General features: G+C 63.6%; 16 protein-coding genes. 8 read left to right on the forward strand and 8 right to left on the reverse strand.

Annotation, left to right across the window (positions count from 1 at the left end; genetic code table 11):
- The first annotated feature begins 84 nt into the window (after positions 1-84).
- A complete protein-coding gene (locus FHT79_RS10915) occupies positions 85-834 on the forward strand; it encodes an aminoacyl--tRNA ligase-related protein (RefSeq protein ID WP_097594353.1) in 750 nt (249 codons plus the stop codon).
- A 72-nt stretch (positions 835-906) separates the two neighbouring features.
- On the opposite strand, the gene FHT79_RS10920 is transcribed toward FHT79_RS10915, so the two are convergent.
- Entirely contained in the window at positions 907-7,752 is a 6,846-nt protein-coding gene (locus tag FHT79_RS10920; RefSeq protein WP_183903358.1) for a hypothetical protein, read from the reverse strand.
- Between the two features lie 462 nt (positions 7,753-8,214).
- On the opposite strand from FHT79_RS10920, the gene FHT79_RS10925 reads away from it, so the two are divergent.
- Both FHT79_RS10925 and FHT79_RS10930 read left to right on the forward strand, forming a co-directional pair.
- On the forward strand, positions 8,215-8,598 hold the full coding sequence (locus FHT79_RS10925; protein ID WP_080759826.1) for an Hpt domain-containing protein: 384 nt from the start codon (positions 8,215-8,217) through the stop codon (positions 8,596-8,598).
- A gap of 264 nt (positions 8,599-8,862) precedes the next feature.
- Positions 8,863-9,183: a 2Fe-2S iron-sulfur cluster-binding protein gene (locus FHT79_RS10930; RefSeq protein WP_047610054.1), complete on the forward strand. Its 321-nt coding sequence runs from the start codon at positions 8,863-8,865 to the stop codon at positions 9,181-9,183.
- A 327-nt stretch (positions 9,184-9,510) separates the two neighbouring features.
- On the opposite strand, the gene FHT79_RS10935 is transcribed toward FHT79_RS10930, so the two are convergent.
- The gene (locus FHT79_RS10935; protein WP_047610052.1) at positions 9,511-10,137 is read right to left on the reverse strand and encodes a DUF922 domain-containing protein; all 627 of its coding nucleotides are present in this window, start codon (positions 10,135-10,137) and stop codon (positions 9,511-9,513) included.
- Between the two features lie 101 nt (positions 10,138-10,238).
- Here FHT79_RS10935 and folP point away from each other — a divergent pair, with 101 nt between their 5' ends.
- Genes folP through folK form a run of 3 tightly spaced genes read left to right on the forward strand, consistent with a single transcriptional unit; the run spans position 10,239 to position 11,981 of the window.
- A complete protein-coding gene (gene folP / locus FHT79_RS10940; protein WP_063473357.1) occupies positions 10,239-11,108 on the forward strand; it encodes a dihydropteroate synthase in 870 nt (289 codons plus the stop codon).
- Positions 11,105-11,470: a dihydroneopterin aldolase gene (gene folB / locus FHT79_RS10945; RefSeq protein WP_027667693.1), complete on the forward strand. Its 366-nt coding sequence runs from the start codon at positions 11,105-11,107 to the stop codon at positions 11,468-11,470. The genes folP and folB overlap by 4 nt, the downstream gene beginning before the upstream one ends.
- Positions 11,463-11,981, forward strand: a complete 519-nt coding sequence (gene folK, locus FHT79_RS10950; protein WP_097594355.1) for a 2-amino-4-hydroxy-6-hydroxymethyldihydropteridine diphosphokinase — start codon at positions 11,463-11,465, stop codon at positions 11,979-11,981. The genes folB and folK overlap by 8 nt, the downstream gene beginning before the upstream one ends.
- A gap of 66 nt (positions 11,982-12,047) precedes the next feature.
- Here folK and FHT79_RS10955 read toward each other — a convergent pair whose 3' ends face one another.
- The 4 genes from FHT79_RS10955 to FHT79_RS10970 form a co-directional block, all read right to left on the reverse strand.
- Complete coding sequence (locus tag FHT79_RS10955; protein ID WP_027667695.1) at positions 12,048-12,599, reverse strand: hypothetical protein; 552 nt, start codon at positions 12,597-12,599, stop codon at positions 12,048-12,050.
- Between the two features lie 210 nt (positions 12,600-12,809).
- Positions 12,810-13,889 carry a TIGR01620 family protein gene (locus tag FHT79_RS10960; RefSeq protein ID WP_097594356.1) on the reverse strand — a complete coding sequence of 360 codons (1,080 nt, stop codon included), beginning with the start codon at positions 13,887-13,889 and terminating at the stop codon, positions 12,810-12,812.
- Complete coding sequence (locus FHT79_RS10965; protein WP_183903359.1) at positions 13,886-15,361, reverse strand: YcjX family protein; 1,476 nt, start codon at positions 15,359-15,361, stop codon at positions 13,886-13,888. Before FHT79_RS10965 ends, FHT79_RS10960 begins: the two co-directional genes overlap by 4 nt.
- A 78-nt stretch (positions 15,362-15,439) precedes the next feature.
- Positions 15,440-15,934 carry a histidine phosphatase family protein gene (locus tag FHT79_RS10970; protein WP_028758084.1) on the reverse strand — a complete coding sequence of 165 codons (495 nt, stop codon included), beginning with the start codon at positions 15,932-15,934 and terminating at the stop codon, positions 15,440-15,442.
- A 277-nt stretch (positions 15,935-16,211) separates the two neighbouring features.
- Between FHT79_RS10970 and dksA the strand changes: the two genes are divergently transcribed.
- Positions 16,212-16,631, forward strand: coding sequence for an RNA polymerase-binding protein DksA (gene dksA / locus FHT79_RS10975; protein ID WP_017964517.1), 420 nt, complete (start codon positions 16,212-16,214; stop codon positions 16,629-16,631).
- Positions 16,632-16,741: 110 nt separating this feature from the next.
- Here the strand turns inward: dksA and FHT79_RS10980 are convergent, their stop codons facing one another.
- On the reverse strand, positions 16,742-17,377 hold the full coding sequence (locus tag FHT79_RS10980; RefSeq protein ID WP_028758083.1) for a DUF1062 domain-containing protein: 636 nt from the start codon (positions 17,375-17,377) through the stop codon (positions 16,742-16,744).
- A gap of 388 nt (positions 17,378-17,765) precedes the next feature.
- Positions 17,766-18,830, reverse strand: a complete 1,065-nt coding sequence (locus FHT79_RS10985) for a flagellar biosynthetic protein FliO (protein WP_097594358.1) — start codon at positions 18,828-18,830, stop codon at positions 17,766-17,768.
- Between the two features lie 301 nt (positions 18,831-19,131).
- Between FHT79_RS10985 and FHT79_RS10990 the strand changes: the two genes are divergently transcribed.
- Positions 19,132-21,735 carry a PAS domain-containing sensor histidine kinase gene (locus FHT79_RS10990; RefSeq protein WP_183903360.1) on the forward strand — a complete coding sequence of 868 codons (2,604 nt, stop codon included), beginning with the start codon at positions 19,132-19,134 and terminating at the stop codon, positions 21,733-21,735.
- The last annotated feature ends 84 nt before the right edge of the window (positions 21,736-21,819 follow it).

The following is a 21,819-nucleotide window of genomic DNA, read 5'->3' on the forward strand; positions in this document are numbered from 1 at the left end:
GTCGGAGCGCTGCGGGCGTCCGGCGCGCTGCTGGACGTAAAGCCCCTCACCACGCCAATCAAGGTTGCCAGGGAGACAGGCACCGTGCTCAATCTTTATCATGTCAATTCGCTCGTCCATTGGGAGGAGCGTGAGATCCATCTGCGCGATCATATGATCGCCTTCTTCTCGCAAGAGGTCCGCAGTTTTCTCAGGTCGGTCAATCCGGCCTGGGATGTCAGGAGGGTCGAGGCGCCGGCGCTGATGCCGCAGGCGCTGGTGTCGAGCGCCTATTCGAACGCCGATATCTGGGTTCAGGAACAGCTCTCCGCCAGCGATGCCGCGCTGGTCCTGCGACCGGAAACCACGCCATCGACCTACATCTACATGCAGCACATTCTCGGCAATCATTCGAAGACGCGACTGCCGCTCTGCGTTTGGCAGGCCGGCAGATCCTATCGCCGCGAGCAGGAACAGCCGACGAAACACATGCGACTGAAGGAATTCTGGCAGCTCGAATTCCAATGCGCCTTCACGGCCGACAGTGGCAACGACTATCACGCCGCCTGCCTAGAACCGGTCCGCCGCATGATCGCATCGCTGATCCATCTGCCGACGCGGATGGTGCCCTCCGACCGGCTGCCGGCCTATTCCGAGGTGACGATGGATATCGAGGTCGACAATGGCGACAAGTGGATGGAGGTCTGCTCGATCTCGCGGCGCACGGATTTTCCGCAGCGCTACCGATCTGAGCCCAAGAAGGGAGCGGCGGTCGACCATGACGTTCTCGTGCTCGAGATCGCCATCGGCCTCGACCGCTGTATCCATAACTGGGACATAGCGGCCGATCGGTGAGGGCATTGTAAAACGAAAGCCGCCTGACACATGTTCAAGCGGCTTTCCTGTATCCGATTCAGATCAGCAAGTTCAGCTGAGCCTGCCTGCTGCATGGGCGAGCATGGTGTAGACCTTGCCGGTGTCCGAGGTAAGGTAGGATTGCGTCACCGTGCGGTTCGGGTCGGTGCGGGCGACGTCGGCGAGCAGCTTTTCGAAGTCACCGATGTAGCGGTCGACGGCGGTGCGGAATTCCGGTTCGCGGTCGTATTTGCGCTTGATCTCGTCGAAGGTCTGCTGGCCTTTCAGCGTGTAGAGGCGACGAGTGAAGACATCGCGCTCACCGCGCTGATAACGGCGCCAGAGATCGACCGAGGCGTCGTGATCGATGGCGCGGGCGATATCGACCGAGAGCGAGTTCAAGGATTCGACGACGTGGCGCGGATTGCGGCTGTCGTTGCTACGCGCGGCCGGCGCGGCAGTTTCCGCCGGGCGGGCAGGGGCGCGGGCAGACGCCTCGTCGGCGGCCTCCTCACGCGATGCGCCGCGCAGGAGATCGCTGATCCAGCCACCGCTTTCCGGACGGGCCGGTTCCTGGCGCCCCGATTCCTGGCGATCGGGAGCAGGTTGCGGGGCGGCGCGTTGGGGCGCAGCCGCCGGCGCAGACGGCGCGATCGTTCCACGCAGGCCCGTCGCTTCGATCGACGGGGGCGCTGCCGGCTGCGGCGGCTGGGCTGCGACCGGCTGGGCAGGACGCGGAGCCGGCTGCGCCTGCGCGAGCGTGCGGGCGACGGGCTGGGAGATCTCGAGCTGCTGGCTGGAGCGGCCGACGAGCTGAGAGATATCCTGCAGAGCCTTGATCTGCTCAGCCACGGCCCGGCGCATGGCCGAGGCGCTTTCCTTGGCTTCCTCGGGAAGATCGAAGGCGCCGCGCTTCAGTTCGGCGCGGGTGGCGTCGAGCTCGTTGCGGATGTCGGCGGCGGAGCGGCGGATATCTTCGGTGGCGCCGGAGAAACGGCCGACGGCATCATCGATCGCCTCGCGCAGTGCTTCCCGCATGTTCTGGGCGGCGCCGTCTGAGGCGCGGCCGGCTTCGCCGAGCATGCGCTCGACTTCCGACAGCGAGGCGGTGAGACCGCCGCGAATGCGATTGGAGAGATCGCCGGAACGCCGTTCGACATTGGCGAAGGTGCCGTCGATCGTCGTATTGGCCTCGTCGCCGGCGCGGGTGATCGCCTCGCGCATCGTCTCTGCCGCTTCCTGGGCGCGCTTCTCGGTTTCGCTAAGAATGCGGCCGATATCGGCGAAGGAAGACTGCACGCCCTGGCGCAGATTGCCGGTGACCTGGTTGGAGCGTTGCTCTGCCCGCTCAAACACGGTCTCGATCATGCTGCCGAGGCCCTGCATCGTCTTTTCGATCTCGGCGGAGCGCTGGACGAGGCCGACCGAGAGGGTCTGCAGAGCGCTCTCGCGCTCCTCGAGCGTCGAGGCGAGATTGGACTGGGCAGCGCCGAGCAGCTGCGAGGCCTGGGTCAGGACCTTGGAGTGTTCGTCGAAGCGGCCGATGATGCCGCCGACCTGTGACAGCGTCTGGCCCGAAATGTCGGAGAGGCGGTCGACCTTGCCTTCAAGAAGCCTGGTCGAGGCGGAGACCATTTCAGCGGCCTTGGTGGCGGAGTCGGCAAAGCGCGTGGTGGTGTCGCCGAGACGGCCGTCGACGTTGGCCAGTTGCTCGGCGGCGCGGTTCATCATCATCGCCATTGCCGCACTGCTTTCCGACATGCGCTGGACGAGGCCGTTGACGTTGCCGACCAGGCTGTTCTCGATGGCGCTGACGGCGTTGGCGACATTCTCGGTGCGGGCGGCAACGGCGCTGGCGAGCGCTTCGTTTTCGGCGCGCAGACGCTCGGCGCTGAGGTTGGCCGCAGCGGTGATGCGGGCGGCGGCCTGCTCGCCGGCATCGGTGTAGCGGTCGATGATCGGGCGAGCCGTTTCGTCGAGGATGCGCGTCAATTCGACAGAGCGGCCCGCCAGCATCGAGTTGAGATCGCGGGTGCGCTCGTCGAGCGTCGAGCGGATCGAGTTGCCGCGCGCTTCGAGCGCCTTGTCAATGTCGGAGAAGGTCGTATCGATCTCGCGGGCACGTTCCTCGAGATTGGTGCGGATGGCATTGCTGCGGGCTTCCAGCGCCCGATCGACATCCGCCATGGTGGCGGAAATCTCGCTGCCGGCCCCCGACAGCGTCGAGCGGATGGCATTGCCGCGCGTCTCCAGAGACTGGCCGGCATCCGACAACACCTTGGAGATGGCATTGACCTGCGTGCCGACGATGGTCTCGGCCTCGGAGACCTTGTTGACGATGGCATTGCCGGCTTCCGAGAAGGTCTGGGCCACGGCAGCGGCCTGGCTCGCCAGCCGGTTCTGAGCTTCGGCGACCCGGGTGACGATTTGCGACGAACGCTCATCCATGGTGCGGGTGAATTCGTCGCTTTTCGCATTGAGATCCTCGGCGAATTGCTGGCCGGTCTTGCCGAGCAGTTCGGTGGTTCTCGTCGCTTCGCCTTCCATTCCCTGGGCCGCGTCGGCAACCGCGCTGCGCAGTGTCGAGGCGAGACCGGCGGCCTTGCCTTCGATGGTGCGGTTGACGGCTTCGAGGCCGACGGTCAGCGCACGGTCCATGGTGGAGAGGCGCTCCTCGATCCGTTCGTTGCCGCGGTCGAGGGTTTCGCCAAGGCTTGCGGTGCGGCCGTCGATAGCGCCCGTCAGGCTCGTGGTGCGGCTGTCCAGCGTCTCGGCCAGATTGGCGGTGCGGCTGTCGATCGCCTGGGTGAGGTTTGCGGCACTGCCTTCGAGCGTCGCGGAAATGCGCCGAGTGGCGTCGTCGCTGAGCGCACCGAGACGGGAGACGCCGTCGGCGAGCACGCCGGACAGCTGGCCGCTGGCGGCTTCGACCTTTTCGGCAACGCCGCCGACGCCGTCGCGGATGCGGGTCTCGATCGCCGCAAGACCGGCTTCCACGCGCGATCCGGTTTCTTCAAAACGGCCGGTCAGGCTTTCGACCGACCGATCGAGATGGGCGGAGAAATCCTGGGTGGAGCTCGAAATGGCGTTCGCCGCCTCCTGGAAGCGGCCGGCGATCTGGCCGGCGCCGGCATGCATGCGATCTTCCAATGTCTGGGCGCCGGCATCGATCGCCTGGCGAATCGCGGCTTCACGGTCCTCCAGCGACATTTCGAGCATGCTGACGCTCGTCGCCACCGAGGTGCCGATGCTGGTCGCCTGTTCGGTCAGCGTATCGCTGATCAGCGCATGGGCCTGGCTCAGCGACAGGTCGATGGCATTGGCGCGGTCTTCGAGCGTCGTGCGGATGCGTTCATGGGCGGAGGCGAGCCCGCCCTCGATGCGCGCTGCGGCCTCGTCGGCGAGGCCTCCGAGCCGTGTATGGGCATCGGTCAGGCGACTTTCGATGCGGCCGGTCAAGCCGCCGACGAGATCCTCGAAGCGGGCGCCGCCGGCATCGAGAGCGCCGGAGAGGGCGGCGCTATGTTCGGAAAGCGCATTTTCGAGCCGCTGCTGATTGTCGGTATAGGCGGTGCGGATCGCATCGGTCTTGTCGGCGAAGGCGCCGGCGACGCGAGCCTCGGCACCGGAGACCGCTTCCATGATGGCATTGCTGCGGGCTTCGAGCGCACTGTCGAAGCGGCTCTGGTTATCGTCGAGCGAAATGGCGAGCGCCATCGTCTTTTCGTCGAGCGTATCGGTGAGCCGGTCGTGGGTTGCGGTTACAGCGCCGATGATTGCGGCGGTGCGGTGCCCCAAGGCTTCCTCGAGGCGGGCCTGGCCTTCGGTGAGCGAGGCGGCAATGGCGGCGGCCTTTTGGTCGAGCACACCGTTCAGGCCTTGATGCGTGCCGGAGACCGCATTGGTGATCGCGTCGGCGCCTGTTGTCAGCGTCTCCTCGAGACGGCTCTGGCTCTCGTTCAGCGAGATGGCAAGCGCCATCGCCCGATCGTCGAGTGTTTCCGACAGACGATCATGGGTGGCGGAGACCGCATTGAGGAAGGATTCCGAACGGCTCTCCAGCGTGTCCTGCAGGCGGCTCTGACCTTCGTTCAGGGAGGCAGCGAGCGCCGCAGACTTTTCGTCGAGCGTTTCCGAGAGACGGTCGTGCGTGCCGGACACAGCCTGGAGGAAGGCTTCGGAGCGCGCTTCCAGCGTGTCTTCGATCCGCGACTGGCTCTCATTGAGCGAGATGGCGAGCGTCATCGCCTTCTCATCCAGCGTTTCGGACAGGCGGTCATGGGTGCCGGAGACGGCGTTCAGCAAAGCTGCGGAGCGGGTTTCGAGCGTATTTTCGATACGGGCCTGGCTCTCGCTCAAGGATCTGGCGAGCGCCACCGCCTTTTCGTCGAGCGTCTCGGCAAGACGGTCGCGGGTGCCGGATACGGTGTTCAGCAGCGCTTCGGCGCGCGTTCCAAGCGCATCCTCGATGCGGGCATGGCGCTCATCGAGCGAGGTCGTCAGGGCGGCAGCCTTGCAGTCCAGCGTTTCAGAAAGCCGGTCATGGGTGCCGGAGACGGCGTTCAGCAGAGCCGCGGAACGGGTTTCGAGCGTATCCTCGATGCGGGCCTGGTTTTCATTGAGCGAAATGGCGAGCGCCATCGCCTTTTCATCGAGCGTCTCGGAGAGGCGGTCATGCGTGCCTGATACCGCTTTCACCAGCGCTTCGGAGCGGGTTTCGAGCGTATCTTCGATGCGGGCCTGGCTCTCATTCAGGGAGATGGCGAGTGCCATCGCCTTTTCGTCGAGCGTCTCGGCAAGACGGTCATGGGTGCCGGAGACGGCATTGAGGATGGCGTCGGAACGGGTTGCCAGCGCTTCCTCGAAGCGGCCGTGATGGGTGGTCAGCGCCTCCACAAGTGCGTCGCCGCGCTCAGCCATGACGCTGTCGATGCGGCCATGGGCCGTGCCGAGCGCCTCGGTGATCTCAGCCGCACGCGCCGCAAGCACGCCGCTCAGCTCCTCGGCGCGACCGCCGAAGGCAGCCGTCACCTGTTCGGTGCCGGCGGCAACGGCGCTCGTCAGCTCAGTCGTGGTGGTGCGCAGCGTGTCGCGCAGTTCGGCCGAGCGTGTCTGAAGATTGTTCTGCAGTTCGGAGGTGCCGGATGCAAGCGCCAGCGCGATTTCCGAAGTCGCATTCTGCAGCGACGAGGTCAGTTCGCCGGTGCGGCTGCTGAGCGCGGTGGTGATTTCCTCCGCCCGGCTGCCGAGCGTGCTTTCCAGCATCTCATGGCCGGTGGCGAGCGCGGTGGCGAGCGCCAGCGACTGGTCTGTTATCGACGAACCAAGCCGGTCGATACCGGAACTCAGGATGCCGTCGATTGAATCCGAGCCGCCGGTCAGCGTCTCGTTGATACGGACGAGGCTTTCCATCAGCTTGGTGTCGAGCGAGCCGGTGCGTTTGTCGAAGGCGCTGGTGAATTCTGCGACGCGCTCGTCGAAGGCGGTGGACAACTGGGCAACCGTCGTCTGCAGCCGTTCCTCGAAGAAACCGGAGCGTACGTCGAGGTCCATGACGGCGTCGTCGGCGGTGGTCTGCAGGCTCTGGCGGAAGCTTGCGCCCTTTTCGTCGAGGGCGCTGTTCAGCTTCGACAGAACGTCATCGAGCGTGCCGCCAATGGTGCGTTCGCCCGATGTCAGGCTCTCGTTGATCTCGCGGGTGCGGGCGATCAGGATCTCGTTGAGCTGGTGCGTGCGCTCGTTCAGGGCGGCATTCAGCTTCTCGGTGCTGCTGTCCATGGTCGAGGCGCGCGTCTCGAACTGGCTGAGCAGCCTTTCGCCATGGTCATTGAGATTGACGGAGAGCGCTTCGAGGCGATTGTCGAATTCGGTGGCGAGCGCAAAACCTGATGCGTTCAGTGTCTGCAGCAGGGTATCGGTCTTGGCGGCAAGCAGGCTGCCCATCGACTGCAGGGCGCTGTCCGACTTTTCCAGGATCGTCGCGGCGCGCGTATCGATCAGCGAAGCGAAGGCTTCGCCCGATGTGGCAAGCCGCACCGCGATCTCTTCGGTCGCAAGCGACAGTTCTTCCTTCAACTGGTCGTGGACACTGCCGATCGAGGTGCGGATGCGGTCGGCATGGTTGACGATCGCCTCGCGCTCGGAGCCGAGTTCGTGGACGAGGCCACGGACGCGCAACTCGTTGTCGGCATAGGAGCGTTCAAGGGCATTGACTTCGGAATGGACGAGCGTTTCCAGTTCGGACGCACGCGCGATCGTGCGCTCGATGCCTTCATTCATGGCCGAGACTTCACGGCGCACGGCCTGGCCGACGGTCATGATGCGCTCGGAGGCAATGGTTTCCGGCTCGGCCAGGCGCAATGCCACCTCTGCCATGGAGCGGGCGGCGTTGCGCATGTCCTGGGCGCGCGCGATCATGATGGCGAAGGCATAGAACATCATTACGGGAATGATGATGCCGACGAGGCCGGCGATGACGCCGGGCAGGGCGACGAGATCGGCGATAGAACGGATCTGCCAGATCTGCGGAGCATAAAGCAGCGACATCAGGCCGAGGCCGGCCATGACCCAAAGCACGGAGAACAGCGTGGCGGTGCGCACCGCCGAGCGGCTGGAGGCGCCGTCGAAGGATTTCAGGATCGAGGCAGGCGTGTTGCGGCTGGCATCGTTGGCGGGCGCGAAGGCCGGCCCCCTGGAAGCCTGCTCGCCGGCGGCACCGCGGCGGCTGCGCCGCTGCGCCTCTTCCTGGGCCTGCTGGTTACGCGCATTTACTGGATCAGACACATTAGCCTCCGGGGCCTGGGGCGCGTCGCCGCGGCGAGACGGTACGTTATCCTTGCTGAAGTCGATCTGGAGGGCCTCGTCCAATGCCTTGAACGCCTTGTCCTCAATCGACTCGTTATATTTGTTGTTCGCCATTCGGGTATGCCTCGTTACTGTCAGCCGGCCCAACCGCGCATCCCGGGCTTCCGCCTCACCCGGGGACAACTTTGCCGTTCCAGCCTTCCATCCCAACGACGGACGGATAAGCATGTCATTTCAGAGTAGATAGCCGCTTTTTCAAACGGAAGGTATCAAAACACTACCATTATCCACTCGCTCGGCAAAGGCGCGTACCATAAACCCGCTCCACCAGTATCGTAGTGACACATCTGGGCTCTTCACACAATTAATGAAGGCTTGAGATTTGCGGTCCGTTAACCCGTTGTTAACATCTTTGAATCCTGGGCAGCGCTTAAAAACCAATAATTTAGGGATATTTAACGGACGTTAACCATATGGCGAGATTTCCGCCCTGAATGTGCCGGAATTTAACGGGATGGCCACCCTCCTGACGCAGAACTGTTGCAACTGCGGACGACAGAGACGGGAGAATTGGCAATGGCAGCCCAGATGGCGGCATTGAACATCGTATTCGAGGCGCCGGATAATGCAAAGGGACCCTGTCCCTCGAAGGTCCGGCCGATCGACCTGGTCCATCTCGCAAAGCAGACGATGGGCGACAAGGCGCTGGAAATCGAAGTCCTTCAAATGTTTGCGCGCCAGGCCCGCGCATGCCTCCAGGATATTGCGAGCGGCGAAACCATCCGTATCGGCGCAGCCGCGCACCGGCTGAAGGGCGCGGCAAGCTCGGTCGGCGCATTCCGGGTGTCGCAGACGGCCGAAGCCGTCGAGGAAACCGGCGGCGATGCCGGCGCGACCGCAGCGCTCGGGGCTGCCGTCATCGATGCGGAGAATTTCATCCTGAAGCTCTGCCGCGGCTGATCTCCAAGTCGTTAGTTGATGCATATCATTGTCCCAAAACCGCCGCACAGTTTTGGGCGACATGCATTGAATCCCCTCCGAACGAAGACCCGTTGTTCCATTGCGGAACCGCGGGTCTTTTTGCGACGTCCCGAATGACGCTTTGAAGACGGCGGGCGAAGGCACGATCTGCGAGGCTATGGCGGATTTCCCCAATGTTGACTGTCGCGTCGAATTGTCGGAAGAAAAATCCGCCCACCCACCTGAAGACCGGAAATAGTCCCGATGCCAAAACTTACCATCGTCGCCTTCGACGGCACGCGCTTCGACCTCGACGTCGACCAAGGCTCCACCGTGATGGAGAACGCCGTGCGCAATTCGGTGCCCGGCATCGAGGCCGAATGCGGCGGCGCCTGCGCCTGCGCGACCTGTCATGTCTATGTCGATGAGGAGTGGACGGAGAAGGTCGGTCAGCCGGAAGCGATGGAAGAGGATATGCTCGACTTCGCCTTCGACGTGCGCCCGACTTCGCGGCTGTCCTGTCAGATCCGAATGAAGGCCATCTATGACGGGCTCGTGGTGCACGTGCCGGAACGCCAGGCCTGAGGCACATCCGCTTCAAACGTCGCCGAAACATCCGATATCAAAAAAGACGCCTCGCGCGCTGGAGCGAGCGAGGCGAGGCGGGCGCATTACCTTCGGATGAGGGAGGAACATCCGAGGCTTCGGAACGCGCCAGGAGAACCCAGCGATGAAAGTGCAGGTGCCGTACTTGGTGTCGTACCTGGACTTTCGAATGTGTTCATATTAACGCGTTCCGGTTGAGTCTGCCAGGATGAAAAATGACCATTCAATCGCTGGGGAGAGCGCAAGTTTCGCACAAGTTTCGTTGTGCAGCTAAGGTTTCCTGCTCGCAAGCTGATTGAAAAAGCCCTATTTTGCGCCGGTTCGACCGTTGATTCGATTATTCAGCAATCTCAGCATGCGCTTCTGGAAGTTGACCGCTTCGACCCTGTCGAATCGCGCCTGCTGCCGATCGTGCTCCTCTATACCGCGTGCTGATTCGTCGGAGACGAGTTCCTGCATGGCTTCGCAGCTGCGCTGCTGCGGCAGCGCGCGAATGGCGCGCTCCATGGCGCGGGCCTGATCGCGGGCGATCTCGGCATGCCGCTCCTCATGGCGTTTGATATCGCTCGACAGGGCGTCCCAGATCATCGACAGCTCCTTGCTGGCACCCTTGCGGCTGCTCCAGCGCGGCAGGATGATCTGGGTGTGGACCGTGACCTTGACGTTGCCGACGCGGCAGCGCCCGTTATCCTGGATATAGGTTGCCTCGCCGCCGAAGCGGATCTTCGTGGCGCCGGGATGGCGCGCCGAGGAGCCGCTCGCCGTCGGGCCGCGCCGGCTGAGTTCGCGGTCGAGTTCATCCGCGGTTTTGCCGCGAATGTCGAAATAGGAATAGCTTTTCGATGCGATCACTTCGGCTGCCACGGGGCTGCAGAGGGAAAGAGCAATGGAAAAGGCGATAGGGAAGACCATATAACGCACTGCAAGCGGCATTCTGAACGCAACCCGTGTTGAAATCGACCGGAGCTTGGGGCATAGCCACCACAAGCGCAATATCGGATGGCGCTTTTTTCGTCATCAATGGGATAAGTCTGGTGACAGGGCTGGAAGGCAGCATATGGCGTGTCGGCCATGGCCGGGAGATCGAACTTGGCCGTCGTTCGACGATCATGGCGATCATCAACGTGACGCCGGACTCCTTTTCCGACGGCGGACGTTTTGAAACCGTCGATGCCGCGGTCGAACAGGCGCTGCGGGCGGTGAGCGAGGGTGCCGGCATTGTCGACATCGGCGGCGAATCGACCCGGCCGAACGCAGCAGCCGTCAGTCCTTCCGAGGAGCAGGCGCGCGTATTGCCCGTCATCGAGGCATTGCGCGGGCGCACCCAGGCGCTGATCTCCATCGACACCTATCGCGCCGAGACGGCGCGGCTTGCCATCAGCGCCGGCGCCCATATCGTCAATGACGTCTTCGGGCTGCAGAAGGAGCCCGATATCGCCAATATTGCCGCAGTGACCGGAGCCGGGCTGTGCATCATGCATACCGGCCGCGACAGGGTAAAACTGACCGACGTGATTGCCGATCAGGTGCATTTCCTCGAACGCTCGCTTGCGATCGCCGCTGCATCCGGCGTCAACAGCGACCGGATCGTGCTCGATCCGGGCTTCGGCTTCGCCAAGGAGACGGCGGAGGAAAACCTGGAGCTGATGGCGCGGTTTTCCGAGCTTTCCCGCTTCGGTCTGCCGCTGCTCGCCGGCACGTCGCGCAAACGCTTCCTTGGTGCGGTGACGGGGCGTGAGGCGGCAGACAGGGATGTGGCGACGGCTGCGTCGAGCGCGCTGCTCAGGCTTCAAGGGGCTGCGGTTTTCCGCGTGCACAATGTCGCAATCAACAGGGATGCGCTTGATATCGCCGATGCTATGCTGAATGCACGCCAGGAATTCGAGAGGAAGCGGCCGACATGACCACCTACACGATCACGCTGCAGAACTGCGCCTTCTTTGCGCGCCACGGCGTGCATGACGAGGAGGAATTCCTCGGCCAACGTTTCTTCGTCGATGCCGAGCTCGATGTCGTCGCCGGCGAGGCGCTGGAAAGCGATTCGATCAACGATACCGTCAATTACGGCATTGCCTTCACCGTGATCGAGCAGATCGTCACCGGCAAGCGGCGCTACCTCATCGAGGCGCTGGCGCTCGATATCGCCAAGGGGCTCTGCGAGACATTCCCTCAGATCCGGCGGGCGAAGATTACGGTGCGCAAGCCGAACGCGCCGGTGCCGGGCGTACTCGATTTCGTGCAGGTGAGCGTTGAGCATTTTGCCTGAGGCCGCATTGCAATCCGCCACACTCGGTCTCGGCGGCAATATCGGCGATCCGGTGAAGGCGATGGCGGGCGCGCTGCAAAGGCTGGACGGACGCGACGACTGCCGGGTGACGGCGGTCTCGCGGCTCTATCGCACGCCGCCCTGGGGCAAGACGGATCAATCCTTCTTCTTCAATGCCTGCGCCGCCGTCAAGACCAGGCTGGAGCCCGAGGCTTTGCTCGATGTCTGCCTGTCGATCGAACGGGAGATGAAACGCGAGCGCATCGAGCGCTGGGGGCCGCGCACGCTCGATATCGACGTGCTGACCTATGGCGACGTCATCCAGGACGCACCGCGGCTGGAACTGCCGCATCCGCGCATGACCGATCGCGGTTTCGTGCTGATGCCGCTCGCCGATATCGCGCCGGGCCTTCTCGTCAGGGGTAGGGCGGTCAGTGACTGGCTTGATGATGCCGAGGTGACGGGCATCGAGATTGCGGACGAGAGCCGCGACTGGTGGCGGAGCGCCTGAAGCAGAAGCTGAAACGGAAAACGGCGGGAAACCCGCCGCTTCAGGAAAATCCGCTGTGCAGTTTCTCTACTGGATGGAGCCGACGGCCATCTCGTCGACCTGGCGGGTCAGCGTCAGGCCGATCACCGGGATCATCTGGCTTTCGACCTTGACCGAAACGGTGACGTTCATCGTCTTGTCGTCACGCACGCGGGCGATCATCGCACCGTTCAGCTTGGCGCGGTTGATGCCGACGACGACGGTATCCTCGGAGACGGCGCCGGAGACGACGTCAAGGCCCTTGCCGGCGGCGCCGTCCAGGAACTTGCCCTTGTAGGTCGAGCCCGACTGCGAGATGACGGCAGTCATCGGCTGTTTGAAGACGCCAACGCGGCAGGTGCCGTCGAGCTTGATGCCGGCGCTGCTGTCGCCTGTGGGTTCGCCGATCAGGTTGCAGGTGAATTTCGTGCCCTTGTACTTGCCGGCGACGATTTCGCCGGGGCCTTTCCAGGAGCCGGCGACCGAATCGAAGAAGGCCTTGTCACGGGTTGCAGCAGTGGCTGCCGGAGCGACATCTGCGACGGGAGACAATGCCGCGGCGGCCAGGCCGCATACGATGAGAAACTTGCGCGAATACATGGATTTTCCTTGGCAAACACCACTCACGAACTGGGTGCAAGTTTTGCCGAAGAATGGTTAATCCTTCCTTTCAATTGTGCCGAAATGCGCGGAAAGACAGGAGTTTCAGGCTCCGGAGATCTTAAAATACTGTCGCTAGAGCTCTGAATTCACTGAAATTTCTTCAACGTTACGCATGGGGAGGCGAAAGACGCGGAATCGCTGTGTCGCTCAAGGATTGTTGCCGCGCGGCGACATGGACGGGGTGAGATCGCCGATGAAATCACCGATTCCCGGCCGCTTCAGGGCCCGGAAGGCAAGCGGACGGCAGAGATCCATGGCCGCGATTCCGATGCGGGCGGTCATCAGGCCGTTGATCACACCCTCTCCCAGTCGGGCCGAGAGCCTGGAGGCCAGCCCGTGACCGAGCACCTGCTGGACGAGGCTGTCGCCGACGGCGATCGAGCCGGTGACGGCCAGATGCGCCAGCACGTCGCGCAGCAGGCGGAACATGCCCAGCGTGCCGGGCCGGCCGCCGTAAAGTTCGGCCATGGCGCGAATGAGGCGCACGGCCTCATAGAGCACGTAGAGAAGGTCGACCACAGCACGCGGGCTGACGGCGGTGACGATCGAGACGCGCTTGGAGGCATTGACGATCAGCGCGCGGGCCTTGCGGTCGAGGGGAGCAAGCAGTTCGCGTTCGGCGAGCGCAATCAGATGCGGGGGGTCGATGACCTCGCCCTCGGTCGCTTTCAGCGTTGCGCGGCCCTTCGATGTCTCGGGATTGGCGGAAAGCAGGGTGGTGAGGCGCGCCACGACGGCGCGCGCCTTCGCCGGCCGGGTTTCGAGAATCGCGGCGTCTGCTTCGGCCTTGATCGCCTGGACGGCAGCAAGACGCATCATGCCCACAGTTTCGCGGACGACCAGGGCAAGCACGGCGAGGATGCCGACGGCGAGCACGGCAAGGGCTGCATAACCCAGCCAGTCTGCGCGGGTGAAGAGATCGCGGATCAGGCTGTCGGTCCAGAGGCCAATGGCGAGAGACAGCAGGATGCCGAAGGCGCCGGCGGCAATCTTGCCGAAGGAGGTTCGACGTCTCCGCGGCGTGGCAACCGGAACTGCGCTCAGATCCTTGTCGGGATTGAGGAAGGGATCGTCCTCATCAGGCGTCACGATGATATGTTCGGAGAAACTTTCCGGCTTGCGCCGTTGCTCTGCCTGCCTGCCGTTGTCTCGCGGCTGGGTGACCTCGTCCTCATAGGTGAAGGCGGCGGGTGCGCGGCGCGGCGGATCGGACGGGGGCTTGCTCATGCGAGGCGGTCTCCGAACAGGAACTGCATGGCGCGGTCGAGGCGGATATGTGGCACCGACAGCTTGATGCCGCCGCCGGTTTCCTCAAGCTGCGGCGGGCGGAACCGGACGACGTTGACATCGTGCAGCTGCAGGCCTGTTACACCCGAGGCAATGCGGTCGAACAGGCTTTCCGGATCCTCCGGCAGGTCGCCGGGGAAGATCGCGGTCTTTCTCTGGCCGTCGAAGCGTTCGCCGGCAAGGGTTTCGCCGTCCATCGGCGTGCCGACGATGACAGGCAGCTCGTGTCCATCGCGCTTGACGGTCGCCTCGCGAGTGGCGCGGACGGAGGCAAGCGCCATGACGTCGATGCCGGCCCCCGCCATGCCGATGCGGTCGATGGCGCGATCCACCAGGCGGCGGGTCAGCGCATCGAGGCGGTCATGGCTTTCATGGTGGAGGTGATCGGCCTTGGTGGCGGCGACCAGCACGCGGTCGATGCGGCGTCCAAGCAGGGAGGAGAGCAGCGAATTGGTGCCGGGGCGGAAACAGGCGAGCACATCGGTCAGCGCGCGTTCCAGATCCTGTATGGCTTCGGGGCCGCGGTTCATCGCCTGCAGCGCATCGACCAGCACGATCTGGCGGTCGAGGCGGGCGAAATGCTCACGGAAGAAGGGTTTGACGACGACCGATTTGTAGGCCTCGTAGCGCCGCTCCATCATCGTCCACAGCGAGCCGCGCCCAGGACGTCCGTCCGGCAGCAGCGCCAACGGCGCGAAGGTCAATGCTGGCGACCCATCGAGGTCGCCGGGCAAGAGCAGGCGGCCGGGCGGCAGGGTGGAGAGCGAGCGTTCATCGGCCTTGCAGGCCTTGAGATAATCGGCGAAGGCGCTGGCGAGGTCGCGGGCGATCATCTCGTCGGCGCCGGCGTGGATATCGGCGGCGCGCGTCAGAGCCAGCCACTCACGCGACAGCTCCGAGCGGACGCCGGTTTCGGCGAGCGCGATGGTTTCCTCGCTGAAGGTGCGGTAATCCTTGCCGAGCAGCGGCAGGTCGAGCAGCCATTCGCCGGGATAATCGACGATATCGATCGACAGGCGGCCGGGGGAAAACAGCCGGTTCCAGCCGCTGGCGCTCTGGTAATCCAGCGTGATGCGCAGTTCCGATATGGCGCGGGTCGAATCCGGCCAGATGCGGTCCTTCACCAGCGCACGGATATGGTCCTCGTACTGGAAGCGCGGCACGGCATCGTCGGGTTGCGGCTCCAGCCGCACCGCCGAGACCCGGCCGGATTGCACCGGCTCGAACAGCGGCAGGCGGCCGCCATGCAGGAGATTGTGGACCAGCGAGGAGATGAAGACCGTCTTACCGGAGCGGGAGAGGCCGGTGACGCCGAGCCGCACGGTCGGATTGACAAGGCCGCTCGCCCGGTCGGCGAGATTGTCGAAGGCGATGCGGGCGTCATCGGCAAAGGATGTCAGGCGTGGCGGCAAGGCGCGATTCCGGTTGGTGACTGCCCCGCAATATAGGGAGGGCGCGCCGCCCGCAAAAGAAGAGCGGCGTGAAAGACTTCAGACGACCACGAAATCGGTGAGGCGCCAGACAGAGGCCGAAGCGTCAAAATCGACGACGGCAAGGCCTGCGGTTGGGAAGCCGCCGGGAAGGGCGCTTACCATCGCCTCATGGCCGATCAATGTCTCCAGCGCCTGCTCCATGGTCGGATTGTGGCCAACCAGCATGACGGCCGCCTCATCCTGTGCATCGACGATCTCGAGATAGGTATCGACCGTGGCATTGTAGAGCGCATCGACATAACGCACCTCGAGCGCGACGCCCATCGCCCGGTGGACGGCGCCTGACGTGTCACGGCAACGCAGCGCTGTCGAACTGATCAGGAGATCGGGACGATAACCCTTGTCGGCGGCCTTGTCGGCGATGATCTCGGCATCGCCAAAGCCCTTTTCGCTCAGCGGCCGGTCGAAATCGCGCTGTCCGGGTTCGGCCCAGCTGGCCTCGGCATGACGCAGGAGATAGATGCGGTTGGGCGGAGGCAGCGGTACGGTCATGGGCAAATCCAGGATCGGGCGGGGTCTTTTCAGTAGCGGTTGCGATTGGCCGCCGTCAATCGCCAGCCATGTCGCAACTGCCCGAAACGTGGCCGATAACACGGCGTTTTGAAGGCGAAGCAAAAAACGGCGGCCGGAATAACCATGACAAAATAGATCGTTAGCCGAAAATTGTAACAGATTTAAAAATCTGTTTACCTGTCGTATTTGGCTTGAATCGCGACTAGCGCTTGGGATATACACCCGGCCAGATGAGATGTTCTTCAGGAGAATCGCGTTGAGTGAGAAGATCGATCTTAGCAATTACGTTCCCTCGGAAGAGGAAGAGTTCATGAACGTAAACCAGCGTGCCTACTTCAGGGCTAAGCTGGTTGCATGGAGAAACGATATCCTTAGAGAAGCGCGCGAGACGCTCGACCATCTGGCCGAGGAAAGCGCAAACCATCCCGACCTCGCCGACCGGGCGTCGTCGGAAACGGACCGGGCGATCGAACTTCGCGCCCGTGACAGACAGAGAAAGCTGATTTCGAAGATCGACGCGGCACTGCAGCGCATCGAAGACGGTACCTACGGCTATTGCGAGGAAACCGGCGAACCGATCGGCCTGAAACGTCTCGACGCCCGCCCGATCGCGACACTGTCGATCGAGGCGCAGGAGCGTCACGAACGTCGCGAAAAAGTCTATCGCGACGAATAAGAGTTTTCATGCAGGCATGAGAGCAGAACAGGCGCCGCGATCCCGATCGCGGCGCCTTTTTCGATAGTCACGAAGGCCCGAGATCGAGCGTCCGCGACGGAGTTCCACTATTATAGCGGATCTCCTGCTGCCAGAGCTTTCCAAGATTGCTCTCGGTCGGCCTCCATGGCGAGGTCAATCACGACAAGGGTGCCATTCCTGATCCGCCGCCGCATGACGCCTGCTCGGTCAGGATCTGTCCGAACCATGCCTTGATCATGCAGAGCCTGCAGCCGCGAGCGTGACACTTTCAGTTCGGAGCCCAGCAGACGGTCGAGGCGTGTGCTCGTTGGAAACGGGACCATCAGTTCGATTGCCAATCTCGTCCAATTCGCCGTGTCGCTATGCATCTCTTTTTTGATGTCAAATTCGGCAAACTCGTCCACACGCTGTGACTTCTGCCGGAGAGCATCGAGGTTGAAGGTTTCTGCCCGGATCCAGCCGGGATCGTTGGATTGTAACGCGTCAAGGACTTGAGGATCGATGTCGCGAACATTGCGGCGCTCGAGGATTGGCCGGTTCCATGTTCTTTCACAGGTCAGGCATTTGTAGATAAGCCAGGCGTCGACCTTGCGACCGTTGGCGTTGAGCCGGATCTTGCCGCTGGGTTGGAAAGCTCTGAGGCCCCCGCATCCGCCGCAGGCCAACCAGGGCTGGGGAGCTGTCTTGGGAATAATGGTCCATCGGACCCGAAGCGTATTGCACATACCGTCTTGGTCTTCCGTTCGGAAGTCCACCAAGATGGTGCATGAGAAAACCCTTGCGGGCGCGGTGTGGCGATGTCGGGGGCGGCTGAAGAGCTGAGACAGCGGAGCTGCACATGGCACATTGTAACAATGCCAAACCGGTCTCTCGCCACCACCCGATGAACATGTTCGTATGCCGCCAGCGTGTCGCTTTGCGGCAGTACGGGTGAAACTGGAGTGAGACCGGTATTTACTTAGGCAAAGTGTTACCTCGAATGCACCAAAGCTCTTCGACTTCAGAGATAACAAATGATCGGCATCAAGGGGAGCCCCCGAGCCGTTCGCGAACTGAAAGTCGCAGCATTGCGGCTTTTATGCAACTTGGTGATGAAGGCCGGCGTGTCTGCCCTCATTTGTCGCGATTGACGCTCATCTCGCCGAAGATGCGGGCGACTTCCTTCTGCAGTTCCGTGTCGGCTCCGGTGATGGGAGCTAGCTCGGGATCGCGGCGCGGCAGGTTGCCCGGCTGCGGCGCGGCTTGGCGGGGTTCCTGGTTTGCCGGCGCCGGCACGATGCGCTCGGCGGTCAGATTGCTCGACATCTCCTCTTCCAGCACGCGCTGGAAATCATGACGGATCGCCGCTGCCGACTGCGCAGCCGCATCGTCCTCGGCCGTAACAGGCGCGGCGCGTGCTGCCGCCGGCACGTGCTGGACAGGCGGGGCGGAGACCTCGGGTTCGATGCGCTGCTGCGGCAGCACGCGCTGGTGGGCGGCATCGAGAATCTCGGCTGCACTCGCGGTATCATGGAACTGTGCGGGCTGCGCGGCTGGGGGAACGGCGGGACGCTCCGGCGGGCGCGGCTGGGGCGGAGCGGCGCGCAGAGGATTGTCGCGTTCGGCCGACAGTGGAGCTGTCACCGGCTCTGCCGGAAGCGGGCTCGTGACCACCGGCGGCGCAACGGCCGGCGGTTGGGCCGATGATTGGGCCGATGATTCCGGGCGCGAGCGCGGCTCTGGCGGGACCGGCGAGGAGAAAGAGGGCTCGGCGGCCGGCTCGACACGGGCAGCGACCGGCGGGCGCGGCGGAACGACCGGCGGCGTTTCCGGCCGCGCGACGGGTATCGGGCGCTGCTCGACGGGCTGCGGGCGGTTGACGCTTTCCGGTTGTTCGGTTGCCGCGGCGGGCAGGATGCGGCTTTCGATGACGATATCGCTCGGGCCGCCGATCATGATCAGGTGCTCGACGTCGTCGCGGCGCACCAGCACCAGCCGGCGGCGGGCATCGACGGCAGCGGCATCCAGCACCTGCAGGCGGGGCTGGCGGTTGCGGCCGCCGCGCACGAAAGGCGAGGGCGCCCGGCTGCGGATCACCCAGAGCACGAGGATGAGCAGGAGAAGCGCCAGACCGACGCCACCGGCTGCAAGCAGGAAACGACTGCCATACGCTCCGACAACATCATCCAACATAGTCACTTACTCCATTTCGCATTTCGGCACATATTGACGACTTTTCCGTTCCTTAGGCAAGGGCCGCCCATGCTGTCCAGTCACGGGAGAACGCGATTTCGTGTTCAGCTGCCTGGCGCCCAGCGACCTTGCGCAGGGGCGGCCGCTTTGGGCTTCAGGGGCAGATGGCGCTGTTGCCTGTGAATTCAAGCAGTCTTGCCGGTTGCCGGTGTTTTTGCCGACGCGGCAAATTGCTAAGAAGGAAAGAGTGCCTGATTCCCGCTTTGTGTTCGTGCTACGAAGCGGGAGGGGCTTATGTGAGGAATACATGACGAAACCGCGTCAGGCCGACGATTATAACGCACCGCTTGTGGATCGTGGGGGGCGTTCTGGCACGGTTTTGCGCATTCTGCTGCTGGCGCTCGTGCTGATTGCTGCCGCCGGGGGCTTCGTCTTCTTCAAGAAGTCGCTCGACAACGAGATCGTGCTCGGCGGTCTCGGCGTGCTCGCCATGGTCGGCATCTTCTTCCTGGTCTCCTCGGTCATCGGCTTCATCGAGGTGATGCCGCAGCGCCAGTCCGACAGCCTGGCGCGCGCCTTCCTCAACAGCCATCCCGACGGGACGCTGATCACCGACGAAAAGGGCCGGATCATCTATGCCAATGCCGCCTATGGCGCGCTGACCGGCGCGCGCAAGGCGACCGAGGTGCAGACGCTGGAAACGCTGCTGTCGCGTCACCGCGAATCCAACGAAGCGCTCTACAGGCTGGTCAATGGCCTGCGCGAAGGCAAGGAAGGCCGGGAGGAATTTCGGCTGCTGCGCGCCGTCGGGCCCGGCAGCAACAACTCCGGCGCGCATTGGTACCGGCTGAAGGCGCGGCTGCTGCAGCCGGAGGAGAATGGCGGCAGGCCGCTGCAGATCTGGCAGATCACCGACATCACCACCGAGCGCGACGACCAGGAGCGCTTCTTCAAGGAATTGCAGAACGCGATCGATTATCTCGACCATGCGCCGGCCGGCTTCTTTTCCGCCGGCAGGAAGGGCGAGATCTTCTACCTGAATGCGACGCTTGCCGAGTGGCTGAGCCTCGACCTCACCAAGTTCGTGCCGGGCTCGATGACGATCGGCGACGTCGTGGCGGGCGAGGGGCTGGCGCTGATCCAGTCGGTGCAGGCCGAACCGGGTCTGAAGAAGACCGTGACTCTCGACCTCGACCTGCGCAAGACCAACGGCCAGAGCCTGCCGGTGCAGATCATCCACAGCGTCACCTCGATGCGCGATGGCGCGCCCGGCGAAAGCCGGACGATCGTGCTGGCGCGTGAAAAGAGCGATGCCGGCGGCCAGTCGGCTTCGGCCGCCGCCATGCGCTTCACCCGTTTCTTCAACAACACGCCGATGGCGATCGCCTCGGTCGACGGCAACGGCCGCATTCTGCGGACCAACGCACCGTTCCTGAAGTTGTTCTCCGGCGTCGTCTCGCGCGACGATCTCGAAAAGGCGCCGCATCTCGAAACCATCGTGCAGGAGAGCGACCGGCCGCAGCTTGCGGAGGCGCTGGCGGCGGCCAAGGATCGGCAGGGCGATATCGCACCCATCGATACCCGGACGCCGACCGACGAGGCGCGCTATTTCCGCTTCTATGTCAACGCGGTCATCGACCAGAGCGACGAGGCGCCCGAGGAGGCAGCGATCGTCTATGCCGTCGAGGTGACCGAGCAGAAGGCGCTCGAAGCGCAGATGGCGCAGACGCAGAAGATGAATGCTGTGGGCACACTCGCCGGCGGCATCGCGCATGATTTCAACAACGTGCTGACGGCGATCCTGCTGTCCTCCGACCATCTGTTGCTGCAGGCGCGGCCGGCCGATGCCAGCTTCGCCGACCTGATGGAGATCAAGCGCAACGCCAACCGCGCCGCGGTGCTGGTGCGCCAGCTGCTCGCCTTCTCGCGCAAGCAGACGATGCGGCCCTCGGTGCTGAACCTCACCGATGTCGTCGGCGACCTGCGCATGCTGGTCGACCGGCTGCTCTCCGGCACCAACGTCAAGCTCGACGTGCAATATGGCCGCGACCTGTGGCCTGTCAAAACAGACCTTTCGCAGTTCGAGCAGGTGCTGATCAATCTCTGCGTCAATGCCCGCGACGCGATGCCCGAGGGCGGTACGCTGACGCTGCGCACCAAAAACCTGACCGCCGCCGAGGTCTCCGCCTTCAACTATTCCTACATGCCGGCCGAGGATATGGTGCTGATCGAGGTCGCCGATAACGGCACCGGTATCGCGCCTGAGATCATGGACAAGATCTTCGAACCCTTCTTCACCACCAAGGATGTCGGCAAGGGCACCGGTCTTGGCCTTGCCATGGTCTACGGCATCGTCAAGCAGTCGGGCGGTTACATCCAGCCGGAATCCGAAGTCGGCAAGGGCACGACCTTCCAGGTGTTCCTGCCGCGCCACATCCCTGAGCCGGTGGTCGCCGCCGAAGCAGGCTCGATCGACAGCGCCATCGCCGAGATCGGCGTGCGGCCCGAGGCGCCGGCGTCGCAGCAGCCGGAGGATCTGACGGGATCGGCGGTCATCCTGCTCGTCGAGGACGAGGAGGCGGTGCGCCGCGGCGGCAAGCGCATGCTGGAAACGCGCGGCTACACCGTGCACGAGGCGGGCTCGGGCGTCGAGGCGCTGAGCATCATGGAAGAACTCGACGGCAAGGTCGATATCGTCGTCTCCGACGTTGTCATGCCCGAAATGGATGGGCCGACGCTGCTGCGCGAGCTGCGCAAGACCTATCCCGACATGAAATTCATCTTCGTCTCCGGCTATGCCGAAGATGCCTTTGCCCGCAACCTGCCGCCGGATGCGAAATTCGGCTTCCTGCCGAAGCCCTTCTCGCTCAAGCAGCTCGCTGTTGTGGTGAAGGAAACGTTGGACGGGTGAGTGGGGTGCGCCCGAGAGAGGGCGTGCCACACATCGCCTCTATCACGGTTGTGCCGTGCCAGCCCCTCTGCCCGGCAGGCAGAG

Source organism: Rhizobium sp. BK212 (assembly GCF_014197475.1).
Taxonomy (GTDB): Bacteria; Pseudomonadota; Alphaproteobacteria; order Rhizobiales; family Rhizobiaceae; genus Rhizobium; species Rhizobium anhuiense.

Coding starts and splice junctions, on each gene's coding strand:
- FHT79_RS10920 (WP_183903358.1), bottom strand. CDS start 7,752: ATGGCGAACAACAAATATAACGAGTCGATTGAGGACAAGGCGTTCAAG.
- FHT79_RS10925 (WP_080759826.1), top strand. CDS start 8,215: ATGGCAGCCCAGATGGCGGCATTGAACATCGTATTCGAGGCGCCGGAT.
- FHT79_RS10930 (WP_047610054.1), top strand. CDS start 8,863: ATGCCAAAACTTACCATCGTCGCCTTCGACGGCACGCGCTTCGACCTC.
- FHT79_RS10935 (WP_047610052.1), bottom strand. CDS start 10,137: ATGCCGCTTGCAGTGCGTTATATGGTCTTCCCTATCGCCTTTTCCATT.
- folB (WP_027667693.1), top strand. CDS start 11,105: ATGACCACCTACACGATCACGCTGCAGAACTGCGCCTTCTTTGCGCGC.
- FHT79_RS10955 (WP_027667695.1), bottom strand. CDS start 12,599: ATGTATTCGCGCAAGTTTCTCATCGTATGCGGCCTGGCCGCCGCGGCA.
- FHT79_RS10960 (WP_097594356.1), bottom strand. CDS start 13,889: ATGAGCAAGCCCCCGTCCGATCCGCCGCGCCGCGCACCCGCCGCCTTC.
- FHT79_RS10970 (WP_028758084.1), bottom strand. CDS start 15,934: ATGACCGTACCGCTGCCTCCGCCCAACCGCATCTATCTCCTGCGTCAT.
- FHT79_RS10980 (WP_028758083.1), bottom strand. CDS start 17,377: ATGTGCAATACGCTTCGGGTCCGATGGACCATTATTCCCAAGACAGCT.
- FHT79_RS10990 (WP_183903360.1), top strand. CDS start 19,132: ATGACGAAACCGCGTCAGGCCGACGATTATAACGCACCGCTTGTGGAT.